This window comes from Luteitalea sp., assembly GCA_009377605.1.
Classification (GTDB): domain Bacteria; phylum Acidobacteriota; class Vicinamibacteria; order Vicinamibacterales; family Vicinamibacteraceae; genus WHTT01.
In genome coordinates, this window is record WHTT01000072.1 from 14,566 (window position 1) to 32,409 (window position 17,844).

Below are 17,844 nucleotides of genomic sequence, written 5' to 3' on the forward strand. Positions count from 1 at the left end.
ATGCGAGAACGGACTTGAACAGGAGGAGGCAATGTTTCGTCGATTGCTGATGGTAGTTCCCGTGGTGGCGGTGGCTGTTGCGGGATCGACAGCGTGTGCCACGAAGAAGTTTGTCAGGACCGAGGTTGCGCCGGTCAATGACAAGGTGACGACCCTGTCGACAACGGTCGAGGAAAACCAGGAGCGGACCGATCAACGCATCTCCGAGGTGGATGCAAAGGCCGGTGCCGCCGACGAGAAGGCTGCTGCGGCTGGGTCTGCCGCCACGGAAGCGAGGAGCGCTGCCGACAGCGCGGCGGGCAGAGCCGACGAGGTCGAGAAGTCGTTCCGGAAGCTAATCTACGAGGTCACGCTGGACGAGGCCGCCGGCAAGTTCGAATTCGACAACGCCGACCTGCCAGAGGGCGCCACGGCGCTGCTCGACCAGATGATTACGGACCTCCAGGCGGATCCCCAGGCGGTCTGGTTCGAGATCGAGGGCCACACCGACTCGACCGGCAGCCAGGCATACAACGAGAAGTTGGGGCTCCAGCGCGCGGAGGCGGTCAAGCAGTACTTGTACGAACAGCACAAGATTCCGCTGCACAAGATGAACGTCCTGAGCTACGGTGAGACGAAGCCCGTGGCGAGTAACCAGGCGCGCGACGGTCGCGCAGAGAACCGCCGAGTGGTCATCAAGGTAGTTTCGTAACCAGGTGTCCAGGGATCAGGGTGAGGGGGTCAGTAGGCGTCAGGGGACCAGGCGTCAGTAGGGGATCAGTCCTTGCTCCTCCTGGCCTGCCCCGAATCACTCGCGACCCCTTCCCCCTGATCCTGACTCCCCGCGATGCCTGACCTTGCGGACACCTGCCCCGGATCCATGCTGACGCCTGACCCTAACGCCTGCTGACCCAGCCCCCTGACCCCTATTCCTGTTAAGAAGGTAAAAAGGACGTCGGCACTACGCCGCGCAGCCTGGCCCGGTGCTACAGTACGTCCATGCGATGGCGGCGGCCATCCGGGTTGCTCGTCTTGGCGCTCGTGCTCGCCGGCCTCCTCGGGCTGCTCGCAACGCTGCAGTGGCAGTGGCTCGGGCAGATCAGTGCTAGCGAGCGGGGCCGCATGCATCACACGCTGCGTCGCCAAGCGAATGAGTTCGCGGAGGATTTCGACCGAGAGATCACGCGTGCCTACTTCTGGCTCCAGATGGATCACGTCTGGCTTCAGGTAGACCGCCTTGCTGCTCAGACCACGCCGGCGAAGCCGTTCGAGGGTTGGTTCCGCACTTCGCCCTATCCCGGGCTGATCAAGACCATTTATCAAGTGACGCGGGCAGAGACGGGTGACCTGCGCCTCGCACGCTACAACCGGCAGGACGCCACCTTTGTCTCACTCGATGCCTGGCCGCGCGAGCTCGAGGTGCTGCAAGCGCGCCTTGCCGCCGAGAAGATGACCAGGCCGCTGGGTGTCGATGTGCGGGGCCGCAAGCCGCGCATCGGACTCGGACACGTGGCACCGTCGATTCCCGCCATCGTCATTCCTCGCCCGCCCATCGAGTTCAGGCGTGAATCCCGGGCGGGCGAGCCGATCGGATTCGAGCTCACCATCGCCGTTCTCGATATGGACTACATCCGGCGTGAGCTGCTACCGACGCTTGCCGAGCGTCACTTCACGACCGATGTGGCCACACGGCCGGACAGCGCGGCGCCGGCGCCAGGGAATCGCTTCGAGTATCGCGTCGCGGTGATCGATCGCCGAACCGAGACGCTGATCTACTGTTCCGCGGAAGACAGCGCACAGTGCCGGTTCGAAGAGCCCGACTACGCCGAGGACATGTTGGAGATTCGCGTGCGCGACTTCAACCGCTTCGTGGTGGACGACCGGCTGCGCCCGCCGCTCCCGCCGGGAGAGGCCAGCGCTTACAAGCTAAGCTTGATGCGTCGGCGTGCTGCCGACCACGGAGCGAAGCCCCGGCCGCGTGCAGACGGACCGTGGGAGGTCGCGCTCAAGCACCAGTCGGGCTCCCTCGAGATCGCCGTGGCGCAGGCACGACAGCGCAACCTGGTCGTGAGCTTCGGCGTGCTGCTGCTGCTCGCAACGAGCATCGGGCTGGTACTGATCTCCACCGGGCGCGCACGGTCCCTGGCGGCGCGACAGGTGGAGTTCGTGGCTGGTGTGTCGCACGAGCTCCGAACGCCGCTGGCCGTGATTCGATCCGCTGCAGAGAACTTGGCGGACGGCGTTGTGGCCGAGGCAGGACAAGTGCGCCGGTACGGCACGCTCATCGCCTCCGAGGGGCGACGTCTGACCCAAATGGTCGAACAGGTGATGGAGTTTGCCGGCATTGCCACCGGGCGCCGGCAGTTGGATCTTCGCCCCATAGACGTGCAGGGCGTCATTGACGATGCCCTCGCCGCGTGCCAGCCGTTGGCGCGCGAGCAGGGATGCACGATTGACGTAGACCTGCCCTCCGCGCTGCCGACGGTCGTCGCGGACGCCGAGGCGCTCAGCCGGTCGGTGCAGAACTTGTTGAGCAACGCCATCAAGTACAGCGGCAGCGGCGCCTGGGTCGGCTTGACCGCAGAGGTCGGGAACCACGGGCGGTCCGAGGTGCGAGTCAATGTCACCGATCGCGGTCCTGGAATCTTCGCAGAAGATCTGCCCCACATCTTCGAGCCCTTCTATCGCGGCCGCAGCGTCCAAAATGGTCAGGTTCATGGCAGCGGTCTCGGTCTAAGCCTCGTGGCGCGCATCATGGAGCAGCACCGCGGCAAGGTCACGGTGCGATCCGAGCCACACAGTGCCACGACTTTCACGCTTCACGTCCCGGCAGCTTAGGCCCCGTCGATGAACCGCATTCTTCTCATCGAGGACGAGCCGGGGCTCGTGCTGACCCTCTCCGATCGCCTTACCCGCGAGGGCTACGAGGTCGAGGCCGCCCACGACGGGGAGGAGGGTTTCGAGAAAGCCCTTGCGCAGTCGTTCGATCTCATTGTCCTCGACGTGATGCTGCCGCGGCGCAACGGCTTCGATGTATGCCGCGACCTGCGGCAGCGCGGTGTCGAAACGCCCATCATCATGCTCACGGCGCGGGGCCAGGTGGTGGACAGAGTCGTCGGCCTGAAGCTCGGCGCCGACGACTATCTCACCAAGCCGTTCGAAACCATGGAGTTGCTCGCGCGGATCGAGGCACGGCTGCGCCGTGCGCCCCCGAAGGCAGCGACCGCGGTGGACAACGAGTCCTATCAATTTGGCGACATCCGGCTGGATTTTCGAAGCGCAGAAGTGTATCGCGCGGAAGCGAAGGTGGAGGTCTCCGCGCGAGAGTACCAGCTCCTCCGCTACTTCATCGAGCACCGCGGTGCGACCCTCTCCCGCGATCGTCTCCTGGACGAGGTGTGGGGCTACAACGCCATCCCGTCGACGCGCACGGTCGACGTCCACGTCGCCTGGCTTCGGCAGAAAATTGAGCCGAACCCGCGCCACCCTCAATACCTCCTGACCGTACACGGCCTCGGCTATAAGTTCGTCGGGTAGGCGCCAATTACGAAAAAGGGGCCTGTCCCCTTTTCCGCTAAGTCTGCCGCCAGGTTGCCAAAAGGGGTCACCGAGGCGACTTGGCCGGCGCGGAGGCCACGCCTGGGCGCGGCGTGTCGGCCAAAGTATTTGGAGTCAGTCGGTTGGAGGCCGTGGCGCGCCCAGGAACGTCGGCATTGAGCTTGCTGTGGATTCTACTAGTGTTCGATGTCCGTCCGACGTCACCAGCCGGACGTGTGCTTACAGAGGGGGTTACATGATCAGACAATTGCCTTGGGCAGCGACGGTAGTCGTGCTCGCGCTCATGTTCGGTGGTGCGAGGGACGCGGCTGCTGCACCAATTACCATTACAGGAGCTACGTCGTTTGAAATCGACTGGGTCATGTCCGACATCGACATGGCCGGTCACGATCTGCTCGCGACGGGCCTGTTCACGGTGAACGATCTCACCTCGTCTGAGCTCGACCTCACGGTGCAGATCACGAACAACACGACCACAGACCTCGGCATGTTCAAGGAGAACGTCCTGTCGATCGGCTGGAATGCCGCCTCTCCAATCACCAATGTCTCGACCGGTGCGCCGGGGTTTGCGGGCGGCGTGTTCCCCGATTTCTCATTGAACACGAACTTCCCGAGCTTCCAGAACATCAATCTCTGCGCTTGGGCAGGGAACAACTGCTCCGGTGGACCGGTCAACGATGGGCTCTTTGGAGACGGGAGCTCCGATACGTTCCGGCTGCTCCTGGGCGGCAGCTTTGGCGACACACCGAGCGTGACGCTGGATACGTTTGCGATCAAGTTCCAAGGTGATGCCGGATCGTTCGAGTTCGAAGGTAACGGGAAGGAGCAAGTTCCCGAGCCAACCACTCTCTTGCTGTTCGGCGTGGCGCTCGCGCTGAGCGCCCCCGCTCTCCGACGCCGCGCGAAGCGGTAGGAAAAGGAACCAGGTAGGAAAAAGGGAACCGCGTACCTTTCCGGGACAAAGGAGTCAGGGCCCATTCTCTGGGGCCGTTTGTTCCCGGAAAAGGTACCCGGTTCCTTTTCTGGATCACTTCTCCGAACGCACGAAATCCGCTTCTGTTACAGTTTGCGACATGGATCTGGCGGGCAAGGTGGCGCTCGTCACGGGCGGCGCGCGCATGGGTGCCGCGATCGGCTCGGCGCTCGCCGCACGAGGAATAGACGTCGCGTTCTCCTACTACCGATCAGCGGATGCGCTCGAGCGGGCAACCGCCGCGGTGCAGGACGCTGGTCGTCGAAGTGCCGCCATTCAGGCGGACCTGAGCCGGGCCGCCGGATGCGAGCATCTCGTGTCGGCCGCGGTCGAGACGCTCGGCCGGCTGGACATCCTCGTTCTGATGGCGTCGGTCTACGAAGAAGTCCCATTCGAACGGTTGACCGAGGAGGCGTGGCGCACCCAGATCGGCGTTGATCTGGAGGCGACCTTGCACTGCGCGCGCGCCGCGCTGCCACATCTGCGGCGCGCCGGCGGCGGGCGCATCGTGACCTTCAGTGACTGGACCGCCGCGAGTGGGCGGCCACGGTATCGCGGCTGGACCGGGTACTACGTTGCCAAGGCAGGCGTGAAGGCGCTCACCGAATCGCTGGCCCTCGAGCTCGCACCGGACGGGATCCTGGTCAATGCCATTGCGCCGGGACCCATCCTGGCGCCGCCCGAGACTAGCGCCGACCAGGAGGCGGCGGTGCGCGCGGCGACGCCGCTCCGCCGCTGGGGTGGACCCGAGGCGGTGGCGCAAACGCTCATCTTCGTCCTCGAGTCGGACTTCATGACCGGCGAGACGATTCGCGTCGACGGCGGCCGCCACGTCAGGTGAGCGGGACGGGCAGCTCGGCGAGATCCAGGATTCGCGTGAGCGTCGGCAGCGCGCGCGCCAGCGGCAAGTTGCTAATGTAGAAGTGTCGTACGCCAACCTCGCGAAGGCCACGTACGGTCCGCGCGCAGATCTCATCCGCAGACGCACCTTCCTCGAACTCTCGGGTGATCGCCTCGGACGGCACGGGGATGAACTCCTGCAGCCGCCTCAAGGTCGACGGACGAGCGCTACGGTAGTAGAACACACCAAAGATGCCAGGCAAGTGGAGATTGCGGCGGTCGCACTCCTCGAGAAACCGAGTAACCTGGCGTCGATCGTGGTGCGAGACAATCTGGGAGAGGTAGAACTCGGCCGTGACTTGCGGATCCAGCAGATAGCGCACCTGCGTGACCGCGTCGCGGTGCGGGTTTGCCCAACCACCGAGGGCCAGATCCGCTTGTCGGGCGCGAATCGCCTCGCGGAGCTGCCAGGCGTGCTCCACCGAACGCGCCGGCCCACGCCGTCGATCGCCGCCCAGGACCACGAGCGTGGGAAAACCGTGCTGGCGAGCGCGGTCGGCGTAGGTCAGGCAGTACTCGAGCGTGTGCTTCGACGTGAGAAATGGCACGACGTGTGACCGATCCACGTCATCGCCAAGATTACTGACCAGGTGCCGCAGATTGTCCTCTTCGGCCGTACCGACCGCGCTGTCGGTCAGGAAGACGTAGCGATCGCGCCGCGCGAGCCCGCGCACCGCGTGATACGTGTCGATCCAAGCGTCCATGCCGGCACGCGTGTCGAGCTCCACGCGCGGTGGTCGCAGCTCGGCTGCGATAACGTGGCTTTCTCTCCGCAGGGCATCCAGTAGCACCAAGGACCAGTTTAGTTCTTCTTGACCTCGTAGTCAGACGGGACGACGAACAGGTCGTCGGAGAGGGGGTCTTCGCTGACGCTCTTGACGGTCGTCGTGAAGGACATCGCTCCAACCTTGCTCATCAGCGCGGCCATGGGGCCCTCGCCGCCGATCTTGATGTTCATCTCCATCTCGTACGGCACGCCAAGCTTCGCCATCTGCCGGTACATCTCCGTCATGCTGCGCGCATGGCCTGGGTTCCTCTGGGCTTGGCTCGGATCCCCGGTCAGAATGAAGCCCTGCTCGGCTGCTTTCAAATAAAAGCTCTCGTAGTCCTTCGCGCCTGGTGCATTCTTGACGATGCATGCCGGCCCGGTCGTGGCGATGGATATAGGTGTGCTGCCGTCGACCGACATGGGGACCGACATCTCGAGCGTGTATTCGTCGCAGCTCTGCCCAGCAATCTGCTTGCTGTTTCCGGTTGGCGTCAGCGACACCTTCACCTCGTCCGACGTAATCTTCTGCAGCGTTGCCTGGACCTCCTGCATGTCGCTAATGGTGGCTTCCTTCTTGCCGTGGTCGAGGAGGATCATCTGCTGGCCATCGAGGTCGAGGATGGTCGATTGCTTTCGATCCTCGGCCATACTGTCCGCGCGCATCTTGCCACCTTTGATGTAGGTGATCGAGTCCCCAGAAAGCGCTTTGGCGAAGCCGCCCTTGCCGACCGTCGTTGCCGTGACGGTCACGTCGGCAGAAGCACTGGTGGCCATCAGAGTCGCGCCAAGTGTCAGGATTGTCAGCTGAGCTCGCATTGTCGTCGTCCTTTCATGCGCCGTCTGCGCGAAGCGAAGCGTTGGCCGCCCGCGTGCTCGGAGAGGGCTGTTAGAATCTGCAATCAAGTGCGCCGCCGGAGAATCGCCGGAGCCCGGCCCGCCGAGCAGCCGCACCACCAAGGCAAGTTAGGGTCAGCCTACCACCGCTGCAGTTACAGGGAGGCCACCTAAATAGGTAGGAACGTGCGGGCATCCGAGGTCGAACAGACGCAGGACGCGGCTCCACTCACGCTTGCGAGACTGGCCCGTGTAACCCTCGGTTTCGCGGGTCTCGTCATCGTCTGCACGTGGCCGCAAATCCTCCGCCTTGGTGACGGCGTGGCCGATCACTTCGATCCGCTGTTCAGCATCTGGCGTCTCAAGCGGCTCGCCCGGCAGATCTTTCACGATCCCTCCCATCTCTTCGACGGCAATATCTTCTACCCGGCATTGGGAACGCTCGCGAACTCCGACGCGACGTTCCTCGAGGGTGCCCTTGCAGCACCGTTCCTCGAGGCTGGCGTCCCAGCGGTGGCGGTCTACAACATCCTGCTGCTCAGCGGCATGGTCGCGTCGGCGGTGGGCATGTACGTGTTCGCGCGTCGGTTGACGCGCAGCAACGGGGCGGCCGTTGTCGCCGGTATCGTGTTCGCCCTCGCGCCGTATCGTTTCGAGCACTTCATGCACCTCGAGCTGCAATGGGCGCAGTGGATGCCGCTGACGCTCTGGGCGCTCCATCGCACGCTGGAGAGTGGCCGGGTGAAAGACGGTCTGCTCACGGGCTTCTTCTTGCTGCTGCAGTTCCTGTCGAGCGTCTACTACGGCCTGTTCCTCGTCACCTTCCTTCTGGTCGTCGGCCTACCGCTGCTCTTCTTCTGCCGGCGCGCGCCGCTCTCTCGTGTGATCGGTGCGCTGCTTGCGGGGGCGTTGTTGTCAGCCATCGTCGTCCTGCCGTACAGCCGGCCGTATCGTGCGAACGCCGAGCGCTTGGGTGAGCGCACGCAGGAGGAGATCGAGCGGTGGAGCGCGCATCCCGAGAGCTATCTCGCCACGCCAAGCGGGAACGTCGTCTATGGCCGGCTGTCGGGGCCGCTGGGCGGCAGCGAAGCACGCCTCTTTCCTGGGCTCACGACGATTGTGTTGGGCGTCCTGGCCCTCCTATGGGGACCAAGGCGCGTTCGATTCATCTACCTCGCGGGGCTGCTCCTCGCGCTGGATTTTTCACTGGGCGTGAACGGTCTCGTGTACCCGTGGCTGCTCGAGCCGGGCTCGCCGTTTCGCGGGCTGCGAGCGCCCGCGCGGTTCGGCATCCTCGTGAACCTCGCGCTGGCGCTGTTTGCCGCCTGGGGTGTGACGCGGCTCCGCAGCTCCGCTCGATCGGAGGCAGTGCGCCGGTGGATCCCCGCACTCTGCGGTGCGCTGCTGGTCGTCGAGTACTGGTCCGCGCCCCTACCTCTGAGGCACGTACCCAACCGGCCCTTACTGGTATACGAATGGCTCGGGCGGCAGCCACCAAGTGTTGTCGTCGAGCTGCCCATGTGGCTCAGTGGTGCAGATCCGCAGCACGATGCGGAGTACGAATACTATTCGACGTTTCATTGGCAGCGCCTGGTGAATGGTTACAGCGGATACTATCCACGCGCGTACCTTGATTTGATGGAGCAGATGCGTGGCTTCCCAAGCGGGGCCTCGCTCGAAGCACTTCACGCGCTTGGTGTGGACTTCATTGTCGTGCACCTCGACAAGTACGACCCCGATGACTTAGAAGTTCTCTTGGAAGAGATGGACGAACGGCCGGAGTTCTTCACCGCGGTGGCGACGTTCCCCGACTACGAAGGCACGGCCAGGGTCTACCGGCTGACCTGGCCGACGCCAGCGGGCTCGACCGTCACGCGCTGATGAGCTTGAGATTGCCGCCACGCGTAATGGATTTCCGCATCGCGGGACCAGGAGAGAGACGTTCGGCAACGGTGCAGACCGCGCCCGGCGGAGTTATGGTACGATCCTGCTTCATTCATTCATTTTTGATGAGACCATTCGGCTACCCGGCTACTGGGATTGGAGGCGTGGTGTGACTCGCACACGGCCCCTCGTGTCTGTGGAAGGAGAATCGCTATTCAGGGCGCCGCTGTCGGGCTGTCACACGCATGACTCATCCTTTGTCACGGGACCGGTCGCTCAGGACTCGTCACTCGACATGGTTGTCGTATGCCAGCGAAGCTGACCTTGCACCCGCCGGAGCGTGCGTCGCGCTTCGTGATTCTCCGTCCGGACCGCGCGGTGCTCATCGGCCGCGACCCGGCGGTCGATCTCGTGTTGGAGGATCCGCGTGTGTCGAAGCGGCATGCGCGTCTGCAGTCCGGGGCGGAAGCATGGTCACTCGAGGATCTCGGAAGCAAGAACGGCACGAGAATCAATGGCTCGCCGGTGATCCTCGTGAATCTACGCAGCGGTGACTGGGTCAGCTTCGGTGGCCTGTTGGCCCGCTTCGAGATCATTTCCGAAGAAGCTGCGGCAGCCCTCTACGAAGATCGGCTGCGGCGTCTTCAAACGACCGCTGAGATGCGACATCGATTAAGTGCCGAGCTCGACCCGTCTGATCTGTTGCTGCGCTTCCTCGACTCTGCCGTGCAGTTGACCGGCACGGAGCGCGGCTTCGTCCTCGCAGCGGCCCCGCGCGAGCCGATTCGCGCGCTCGTCGCGACCGGCTTCACCGCCGATATGGTCGACGAAGCGGGCTTCGATGGCTCCGTAGGCGTGGTCAACAAGGTTCTGCACAGCGAGAAATCGATTGTTGTCAGCGATGTTCAGCAGGACGCATTCCTCGCCAGCCGCCCAAGCGTCATCGCGCTGGGGATCCGAACCCTGGCGTGCGTGCCACTGCGGCAGGACGAGCGCTCTTACGGCGTGCTGTATGTCGATGGCCGGAAGCCGGGGCCAGGCTTCACCGAGCTCGACCTCGAGATCTTGGAGGCGCTCGCCGAGCAGATGGCGCTCGTGCTCGCCAGCGCGCGGCTGGAGTCGACGGTCCGCGAGCTCGCCAACCCGATGGTTCACGCGACCGGCGACGATCCGAGCATTCTCGAAACGCTGCAACAGCGAGTTCGCGACGCGCGGATCACGCGGACGAGGTAGGACCAAGCACCTGACTGATGTGACAGACCCAAGCGAGCGGACCACGGTCTACTCCGACCGAGTGCCTTCCGCGACGGAGACGCTCACGAGTGTCGACGTCGCCGAGCGGCTCGTGCCTGGAACGCTGGTTGCCGGCCGTTACCGCGTCCTCTCGTTCCGTGGCCTCGGCGGCATGGGCGTCGTCTACAAGGCACGCGACGAAGAGCTCGGCGTTGACGTTGCCTTGAAGGTCCTGCGATCTGACCTGCGGTGCGATCCGAGGTGGGTTCAACGCTTCCGGCGCGAGCTCGTGCTCGCGCGCCAGGTCACGCATCGAAACGTCGTCAGAATCCACGACATTGGCGAGACTTCGCGGCTGCGCTTTCTCACCATGGATTTCGTCGAGGGCCCCTCGCTCGGCGAAGTCCTCGACCGCGACGGGCCGCTGACCGTCCAGCGCGCGGTCGCCATCCTCCGGCAGCTCAGCGAGGCGCTGCAACAGGCGCACGCTGCCGGCATCGTCCACAGAGACTTGAAACCGAGCAACATCCTGCTCGGACCTGACGATACGGCCTACATTACCGACTTTGGTGTCGCACGCTCCCGTGACGGCGAGCCATTGACACGCACCGGTGCCATCGTCGGGACCCCCGACTATCTTTCCCCTGAGCAGCTCTCCGGCGAGCCGGTCGACGGGCGGAGCGATCTGTACGCCCTCGGCATCGTGTTCTACGAAGTCCTGACCGGAAAGCTGCCGTTTCGTGGGAAGACGCAGTCCGAGACATTGGCGCAGCGCCTGACCAGCGACGCACCTGACGTGTCGAGTGTCGGCGTCCGCGTACCGGCGGGCGTTCAACGGGTGCTCCGGAGATGCCTGACGCGTGCTCCGGCCCGCCGATACCAGCAGGCGCGCGAGATCGTGGCGGATCTCGATCGGGTGGAACGGACCGCCAGCGGGTGGCGATTCGGCTCGCGCTTGGTGATCGCCGCCTGTGTGGCACTGCTCGTCGGTGTCCTGGTGTGGTGGGGAGCACGGGTGCTCGGCGGGCGGGTGACGTCGAGGCCAGCCGCAAACGCCGTGGCGATCGAGCACGCGGTGGCTGTGCTGCCGCTCGCGGACGAGGCGCGCGACCCTGAGCTCGCGTGGGTCGGTCTGGGTGGCGCCGATCTGCTGGCCAGGAGTCTTGCGGCCAGCCCCGACCTGCGAGTGGTCGGCCCAGAGCGTCTGCTTCCTGCATTGAGCAGCCTCGAGTTGACCCCAGGCCGCTACGATCGGGCAGCACTGGGCGACTTGGGCCGGTTGCTGGACGTTGACAGGATCATTACGGGACGCGTGAAGCGGAGCGGTCAGGGGACGCGCCTGGACCTGCAGCTCGCGAGCGTCGCGGGCACACAAGATGTCACGAGCGTTCCACTCCTGTCCATCCAAGCCGACAATGCAGCTCGCTTCTTCCCTCTGATGAACGATCTCGGCGGGCGCCTTCGGCAGGCGCTCGACGGCGACGTTCCGCCGGATGGTGAAGCGCCATCGATCAGCACACGCGTTCCAACCGCTGCCGCCGCTTACCTCGAGGGCCAAGTGCGGCTCCACGAGGGTGACGCCTCGGCGGCCGCGTCGCTGTTCCAGCGCGCGGTACGCATCGACTCTCACTTCGCGGAGGCGCTGGAAGGGTTGAGCGAGGCCCACCAATATCTCGGCCATCGGGACGCCGCTGCCGAGGCCGCCTCGCGCGCGGGCGCGCTCGTCGGCAGCGGCCAAGGCCGGCTCGCCGAGCGCGTGCGCGCGCGGCTCGCGATGCTCCGGCACGAGGCGACAGACGCCCTCACACTCTACGAGGGGCTCGCCGCACGATATCCCAACGACACGCGGACGTCGATAGATCTGGCCAATGCGCAAGCGACTGCCGGTCGTCGAGCGCAAGCCATTGAGACGCTCGGCCGCGTGACGCGGATCGATCCCAACAACGCGCAAGCCTGGCTCTTGCTCGGCGAGCACACTCTGCGTTCGGACAACACGCACGCCACGATCGACCGGCACTTCCGGCGTGCCCGAACCCTGTATGAACGTCTCGGTGACCAGCATGGCATGGCGGATGTGGCAGAGGCGATGGGGAGGGCGGATTACCAGGCGGGCGACTACGAGCAGGCGCTGGCGCATTACGCGGATGCGATGTCTCGGCGGGAGCGCCTCGGCAACCAGCGTGCTCTCGAGACGACGTTGCGTCGCCGAGCCGAGACACATCTAGCGAACGGAGACCGTCGTTTGGCTGCAGCCGATATCGCGTCGGCGCGGACGATTGTGCAGCGGCTCGGTGAGCGCGCGATGTTGGCCGATTTCCTCGACGAGACCGGGGCGATGTACGAAACGCATAGTGGCCATGGTCTTGCTTTGCAGGCGTATCAAGAGGCGCTCTTGATGAGACGATCGCTGGGCGGCACCGAGCGGCTCGCCGAAAGCTATGATCGCGTCGGCGACGCCGCGTTCGCACAGGGCGACTATGCGGATGCGCCGCTTTATTGGAACGAAGCGCTCGCGTTGCGCGAGCGTGTGGACGACAGGCGCGGCGTGATCCTCTCGACTCAAGATCTCGGATTGCTGGCCATCGTCCAGGGGCGCTGGTCCGAAGCCATCGAGACGTTTCGTGCCACGTTGGAGCGAAGCGATGCCATCAGCTTCCAGCGCGGCGCGGTGGTCTCACACAAGAACCTCGCGCTATTGCATCATTATCGAGGTCGGTACGGAGATGCGCTCGCCGCGCTCCAAGAGGCGTTGGCGATGGCGCGAGAGCTCGACCAGCCGGACCTCCTGACCTCGTGCACGCTGGACGAGGTGGCACTGCTCGTCGAACTGGGTCAATGGGAACGAGCGCGTGCACGGCTCGCGGATGCCGACCATTGGATCAAGGTTGCTCACGACCGCGATCAACGGACGAGACGCAGCATGCTCGTCGGCCTGCTCCACGAGCGGAACGATGATGCCGCGGCAGCGGACCTCGCGCTCGAAGCGGCACGTGAGGAGGCGGAGGCCGGCGACAACCGCGCGGTCTCCCTGCGAGTGCGGCTGGCGCAAGCACGGGTCAGGAGCGAGCGGGGCGATGCGCAGGCGCGTGGGACACTGTCGAAGCTGGCCGCGGAAGCGGACTCCTTTGGCAATGTGGTACTGCGGTTGGAGGCGGGCGCCGCGATCGCGGGCGCTGAGCTGCGCGCTGGGCGCACTGTTGCCGCCGAACGCCGGGTGCGGCGTACCATCGACCTCGCGGACCGCGTGGGCTGGGGCGCGGGTCGCTATCGGCTGCATGGGCTACTCGGTGAGGTATTGAAGGCGCGCGGCCTCGTTCCAGCAGCGGAGCGCGAGCAGACGATCGCACAGGTTGCCCTGGCGGAGATTCGTGACGGTCTCGCGCCGGAGCTACGCGATCGGTTCGACGCGCTCCACCAAGGCAGGGACTGACGTCAGAGGGGAGCATCAGTGGCGAGCGAGCTAGTCGCGTGGATCGAGCAACAGCTCGAACGGCTATCGCGTGAGAACGCGCGCCTGCTGCAGCGTCTCGCCGACAGTGAGCGGCGGTTTCGTGTGATCTCGCAAGGGGTGCTGCGTGTCCAGGAAGCGGAGCGCGGCCGCATCTCGCGCGAGCTCCACGATGGCGTCGGCCAGGCCCTCACCGGCTTGAAGCTGCAGCTCGACGTGCTCGAGCGAGAGGCGGCGGCGGGCGAGAGCCCCTTGATGGCGCGGCTCGGCGAGCTCAAAGAGCTGACCGAACGAACGCTCAACGACGTACGAGCGCTCTCGCACTTGCTGCGCCCGCAGATGCTCGATGATCTCGGTCTCATGCCGACGCTTCGGTGGTTGACGCGCACGTTCGAGGGGCGAACCGCCGTGCCCGTGATGTTCGAGCACGAAGGTCTCGGTGAGCGACTCGATCCGGATGTCGAGATCATCGTCTTTCGGGTGACGCAAGAGGCCTTGACCAACGTTGCCAAGCATGCGGAAGCGTCTCGCGTTCACGTGGGACTCGCATGCGATGGCGAGAGGCTCGCTCTCTCGATTCAGGATGATGGCAAGGGCTTTGACGCAGCGGCGGCATTGCGTGCAACGGGCGAGGATCAGGGATGCGGCGTGCGTGGGATGCGTGATCGGGTCCAGCTCTTTGGGGGCACCTTCACGCTGAGCTCGACGCCCGGGCAGGGCACACGCATCGAGATCGAGCTTCGGTTGGTGCAGGGAGAGCAGGAGAAAAGGGGACAGGCCCCTTTTTCGTCTGCGTGAGTTCCGAAAAAGGGGCCTGTCCCCTTTTTCCGCGGAGAACGACAGAGGGGACGGGAGACGGAGCAGTGTCACGAATTCGCGTATTGGTTGCTGATGATCACACGATTGTCCGACAAGGGCTCGTCAGCCTGCTCCAGGCGGAGCAGGAGATTGAGGTGATTGGCCAGGCGGCCGATGGCCTGGAGGCAGTCGCGCAAGCCGCTGCGCTCCGGCCAGATATCGTCGTCCTGGACATCACAATGCCGCGGCTCTCCGGTCTTGACGCCGCGCGCCGCATTCGGGAAGCGCAGCCGCAGTGCCGCATTCTCGTCCTCACGATGCACGACGACGAGGAGTACGTGCTGAAGATGACTCGGGTGGGCGCGTCTGGCTACATCGTGAAGGATGGCGCAGCGGCCGAGCTCATCGAGGCCATCCGGTCTCTCGCGGCTGGTCGCACATACTTTGCCGGCCGGGTGCCACGCCTGCCCGGAGCGGCGCTGGGTACCAACGCCCACGCCACCAACAACGTGCATCCGCTGGCGAGCCTCACCAATCGCGAGCGCGAAGTCTTCCAGCTCGTCGCCGAGGCAAAAACGAACCCGCAGATTGCCAAGCTGCTCGGCCTGAGCCCCAAGACCGTCGACAATCACCGCACGCGGCTGATGGAGAAGCTCGGGATCCACAGCACCGCCGAGCTCGTGCGCTTCGCGGCGCGACACGGGCTGCTCGAATAGACAGGGTCAGGGGTCCCTGAACCCCCGATCGCAGAGCTCATTTTGTGTTGCCACTCATTGGCTCCCGTAGCGCAGGCCTGAAGGCCTGCGCTACGAGTGTCAATTCACGTGAGCCAGGGCCTAATCCCTGATCCCTCCTGATCCCGGATCCCTGTCCCCTGACCCCTCCTCATCCCTGAGCTGCTGCAGCACGGCACCGAGCTGTTTCAGCTCTTCGCCGTAGCGTGCCCAGTCACCTGTCCGTTGCGCGGCAACCGCGCGCTGATAGTGCTCGTGCGCACGAGCGAGGAGGGTGCGTGTGGCCTCGTCGACCGTCGTGGTCGCTGTCTCGGGAGCCATCTGTTGCGGTGCCTCGGCTGCTCTGCGCTCGGTGGTCATGCTGGCTGGACGAGGCTTCGCAGGGAAGAGGCGCTCGAGCGCGGCGTCGAGCGTCGGCTCCATGACGATCTGGTTCTGGTAGGCGACGATGACCCGTCTCATCTCAACGATGCGCCCGCCTGATGCGCGGAGGTACAGGGGGCGAACGTAGATGAGAGATTCTTCGATGGGGATGACCAACAGCGTGCCGAGGATGACCTCGGCTCCCTGCTGGTTCCACAGCGTGATCTGCGGCGCAATCACCTGATCTTGACTGATTCGCGCAACAATCTGCCGCGGGCCAAAAATCAGCTTCTGTTTCGGGAACTGAAACACCATGAGCCGGCCGTAGTTCGGCCCATCGCTCCGAGCGACCATCCACGCCGCGAGGTTGTCTTTCTGGCGCGGCGTAAACGGCAGCATCTGAATGAACTCGACGTCGCGCTCGCCCGGCACCTTCATGATCGTGTAATACGGCTCCATGCGATCAGGCTGCCCGCCGCGAACGTCGAGCGCGGGGACCTCCCATTGGTCCTCTCGGTTGTAGAAGACCGCCGGACTCTGCATGTGGTATGTCGCGTAGATGGACGTCTGCACCGTAAAGATGTCCTGCGGATAGCGCATCCGCGCGCGCAGGCCCGTCGGCATCTCGGAGAGTGGGCGGAGCAGCCCGGGGAACGCGCGCTGGAGCGTGAGCGCTATCGGATCCTCGGGGTCGACGAGATAGAACGTGGTGGTGCCGTGATACGCGTCGATGACCGCCTTGACCGAGTTGCGGATGTAGTTGGTGCCGTCGTCGAGCGCATTCGAGTACGGGTAATAACGGCTCGTGGTGTAGGCATCCTGTATCCAGTACAGGCGGCCTTCGTCAATCGCGAGATAGGGGTCGCGGTCGTAGGTCAAGAACGGCGCGATCCTTTCGACGCGCTCGGGAACGCGCCTATAGTAAAGGACACGGCTACCACCAGAGAGGTCGTTCGAGAGCAGTGTCTTGGCAGACCGGAAGCGGATGGCAAACAGGAGCTTTCGAAACAAGCTGCCGACCGAGACGCCGCCACGTCCTTCGTAGCTGCCGTAGACGTTGTCTTCCCCCTGCGGATAATCGAACTCTCGCGTGGCCGTGGTGACGAAGACGTGGTCGTTCGACCTCTCGCCAAAATAGATGGCCGGCTGCGTGACACGGAGGTCCACAGAGGAGTCGGGCGGCAGATTCCTGATGAAGAGCACCGGCAAGCCTTCGCTGGTCGACTCGTTGACCGGGCCCAGCGTCAGGCCGTAGCCGTGTGTGAACGTCATGCGCTCGTTGACCCAGCTCCGGTTGGGGAGACTCTCCGAGTTGAGTTCGCGAGCGGAGAGCATGACCTGCCGGTATTCACCGTCGATGGTGTAGCGGTCGTTGTCGACCGACACGAAATCGTAGTACGTGCGGATCGCTTGGATTTGCGAATACGTATCGAGGACGGGCTCGTGATCCCAGAGCCGCACATTGCTCAGCGTTCCCGCGTTGGCCTCGATGTCGGCCCGGGTCAGCGTGGCGTCGCCCGAGAGCTGGCGCTCGGCGACCTGGTCGACGCCGAACGCCTCGCGGGTAGCCTTGATGTTGTGAGTGATGTAAGGCGTCTCGGCTGTTTGCTCGTTGGGGGTCACGATGAAACGCTGCAACAGGGTCGCATACAACGCGCCGCCCAGCATCACCAGGACGTAGAGGGCAATGCTGCCGGCGAGCAACCATTTCTGCGGACGGAAAGCCCCCGCAACCGCCAGTGCTGCGGCGACGACGGCGACCGCCATCCGCACGTAGTAGGTCGGGATGCGAGCATGCACGTCCGCATACGAGGCTCCCTGGATGATCCCCGCCGGCGATAGCAAGACTCCCCGCAGACCCAGCCAGTCGCCGAAGACAACCGTGAGAAAGATACCAGCCGCGAGCCACCCAAGGTGCCGGCGCGCTGCCGCGCTGATCACGAAGCCGCGCTCGGCGCTCAGGCTCAGGCCGCCGCTCAGCACGTGTGCGAGCGCCACCGCCACTCCGGCCAACAGCAGCGTGGTGAACATCGTCTGTTGCACGATCCTGAGCCAGGGCCAACTGAAGAGGTAGAAGGCGATATCGTGCCCCAGGATCGGATCGGCACGACCGACCTCGACGCCGCTCCAAAAGAGCAGCGCCGTGTCCCAATGGCTTCCGATGCGGGTGGCGATCACGAGGGTTGCCACGATCGTGAGCCCCGCCGCAAACGGCCGCAGCCGCGCAGCATCCAGCGTGAGCGCCTGCGGCCCCTGGGGGGTCATGAAGACCACCTCGCGCCGCGGCAGCGTCGCAACCGCGTGGCGGACATTCCACCACAGGAACGGCAGGACGACCGCGAAAGCGGCCGTCCACAGCAGCGACTTCGCA

General features: G+C 64.6%; 12 protein-coding genes and 2 pseudogenes (2 of these 14 cut by a window edge). 10 read left to right on the forward strand and 4 right to left on the reverse strand.

From position 1 onward, the window contains the following. Nucleotides 1-31 precede the first annotated feature (31 nt). The 5 genes from GEV06_20865 to GEV06_20885 all read left to right on the forward strand — a co-directional run bounded on the left by GEV06_20865 (nt 32) and on the right by GEV06_20885 (nt 5,351). Nucleotides 32-691, forward strand: a complete 660-nt coding sequence (locus GEV06_20865; GenBank protein ID MPZ20343.1) for an OmpA family protein — start codon at nt 32-34, stop codon at nt 689-691. A gap of 287 nt (nt 692-978) precedes the next feature. Next, entirely contained in the window at nt 979-2,817 is a 1,839-nt protein-coding gene (locus tag GEV06_20870) for a hypothetical protein (protein MPZ20344.1), read from the forward strand. 9 nt (nt 2,818-2,826) lie between these two features. Next, nucleotides 2,827-3,516, forward strand: coding sequence for a response regulator (locus GEV06_20875; protein ID MPZ20345.1), 690 nt, complete (start codon nt 2,827-2,829; stop codon nt 3,514-3,516). 256 nt (nt 3,517-3,772) lie between these two features. Continuing rightward, complete coding sequence (locus GEV06_20880) at nt 3,773-4,450, forward strand: cistern family PEP-CTERM protein (protein MPZ20346.1); 678 nt, start codon at nt 3,773-3,775, stop codon at nt 4,448-4,450. Nucleotides 4,451-4,610: 160 nt separating this feature from the next. Beyond that, a complete protein-coding gene (locus GEV06_20885; GenBank protein ID MPZ20347.1) occupies nt 4,611-5,351 on the forward strand; it encodes an SDR family oxidoreductase in 741 nt (246 codons plus the stop codon). Here GEV06_20885 and GEV06_20890 read toward each other — a convergent pair. Together GEV06_20890 and GEV06_20895 are read right to left on the reverse strand one after the other, a co-directional pair. Then, entirely contained in the window at nt 5,344-6,204 is an 861-nt protein-coding gene (locus GEV06_20890) for a hypothetical protein (protein ID MPZ20348.1), read from the reverse strand. The genes GEV06_20885 and GEV06_20890 overlap by 8 nt on opposite strands. Before the next feature lie 8 nt (nt 6,205-6,212). Continuing rightward, on the reverse strand, nt 6,213-6,995 hold the full coding sequence (locus GEV06_20895; GenBank protein MPZ20349.1) for a hypothetical protein: 783 nt from the start codon (nt 6,993-6,995) through the stop codon (nt 6,213-6,215). A 204-nt stretch (nt 6,996-7,199) separates the two neighbouring features. Between GEV06_20895 and GEV06_20900 the strand changes: the two genes are divergently transcribed. The 5 genes from GEV06_20900 (at nt 7,200) to GEV06_20920 (ending at nt 15,092) form a co-directional block, all read left to right on the forward strand. Continuing rightward, complete coding sequence (locus GEV06_20900; protein MPZ20350.1) at nt 7,200-8,894, forward strand: hypothetical protein; 1,695 nt, start codon at nt 7,200-7,202, stop codon at nt 8,892-8,894. A 309-nt stretch (nt 8,895-9,203) separates the two neighbouring features. Further along, entirely contained in the window at nt 9,204-10,130 is a 927-nt protein-coding gene (locus GEV06_20905) for a GAF domain-containing protein (GenBank protein MPZ20351.1), read from the forward strand. Next, nucleotides 9,910-13,560, forward strand: coding sequence for a protein kinase (locus tag GEV06_20910; GenBank protein MPZ20352.1), 3,651 nt, complete (start codon nt 9,910-9,912; stop codon nt 13,558-13,560). The genes GEV06_20905 and GEV06_20910 overlap by 221 nt, the downstream gene beginning before the upstream one ends. Nucleotides 13,561-13,602: 42 nt before the next feature. Continuing rightward, the gene (locus GEV06_20915) at nt 13,603-14,376 is read left to right on the forward strand and encodes a sensor histidine kinase (GenBank protein MPZ20353.1); all 774 of its coding nucleotides are present in this window, start codon (nt 13,603-13,605) and stop codon (nt 14,374-14,376) included. A gap of 65 nt (nt 14,377-14,441) precedes the next feature. Continuing rightward, nucleotides 14,442-15,092 (forward strand): response regulator, encoded by a 651-nt coding sequence (locus tag GEV06_20920; GenBank protein ID MPZ20354.1) that lies wholly within the window; start codon nt 14,442-14,444, stop codon nt 15,090-15,092. A gap of 120 nt (nt 15,093-15,212) precedes the next feature. Here GEV06_20920 and GEV06_20925 read toward each other — a convergent pair. Beyond that, nucleotides 15,213-17,844, reverse strand: a pseudogene (locus tag GEV06_20925) (UPF0182 family protein) (it continues 53 nt past the right edge of the window). Continuing rightward, nucleotides 17,735-17,844: pseudogene (locus GEV06_20930) on the reverse strand (hypothetical protein) (it continues 220 nt past the right edge of the window). The pseudogenes GEV06_20925 and GEV06_20930 overlap by 163 nt, the downstream one beginning before the upstream one ends.

Coding starts and splice junctions, on each gene's coding strand:
- GEV06_20865 (MPZ20343.1), top strand. CDS start 32: ATGTTTCGTCGATTGCTGATGGTAGTTCCCGTGGTGGCGGTGGCTGTT.
- GEV06_20870 (MPZ20344.1), top strand. CDS start 979: ATGCGATGGCGGCGGCCATCCGGGTTGCTCGTCTTGGCGCTCGTGCTC.
- GEV06_20875 (MPZ20345.1), top strand. CDS start 2,827: ATGAACCGCATTCTTCTCATCGAGGACGAGCCGGGGCTCGTGCTGACC.
- GEV06_20880 (MPZ20346.1), top strand. CDS start 3,773: ATGATCAGACAATTGCCTTGGGCAGCGACGGTAGTCGTGCTCGCGCTC.
- GEV06_20885 (MPZ20347.1), top strand. CDS start 4,611: ATGGATCTGGCGGGCAAGGTGGCGCTCGTCACGGGCGGCGCGCGCATG.
- GEV06_20895 (MPZ20349.1), bottom strand. CDS start 6,995: ATGCGAGCTCAGCTGACAATCCTGACACTTGGCGCGACTCTGATGGCC.
- GEV06_20905 (MPZ20351.1), top strand. CDS start 9,204: ATGCCAGCGAAGCTGACCTTGCACCCGCCGGAGCGTGCGTCGCGCTTC.
- GEV06_20910 (MPZ20352.1), top strand. CDS start 9,910: ATGTCGATGGCCGGAAGCCGGGGCCAGGCTTCACCGAGCTCGACCTCG.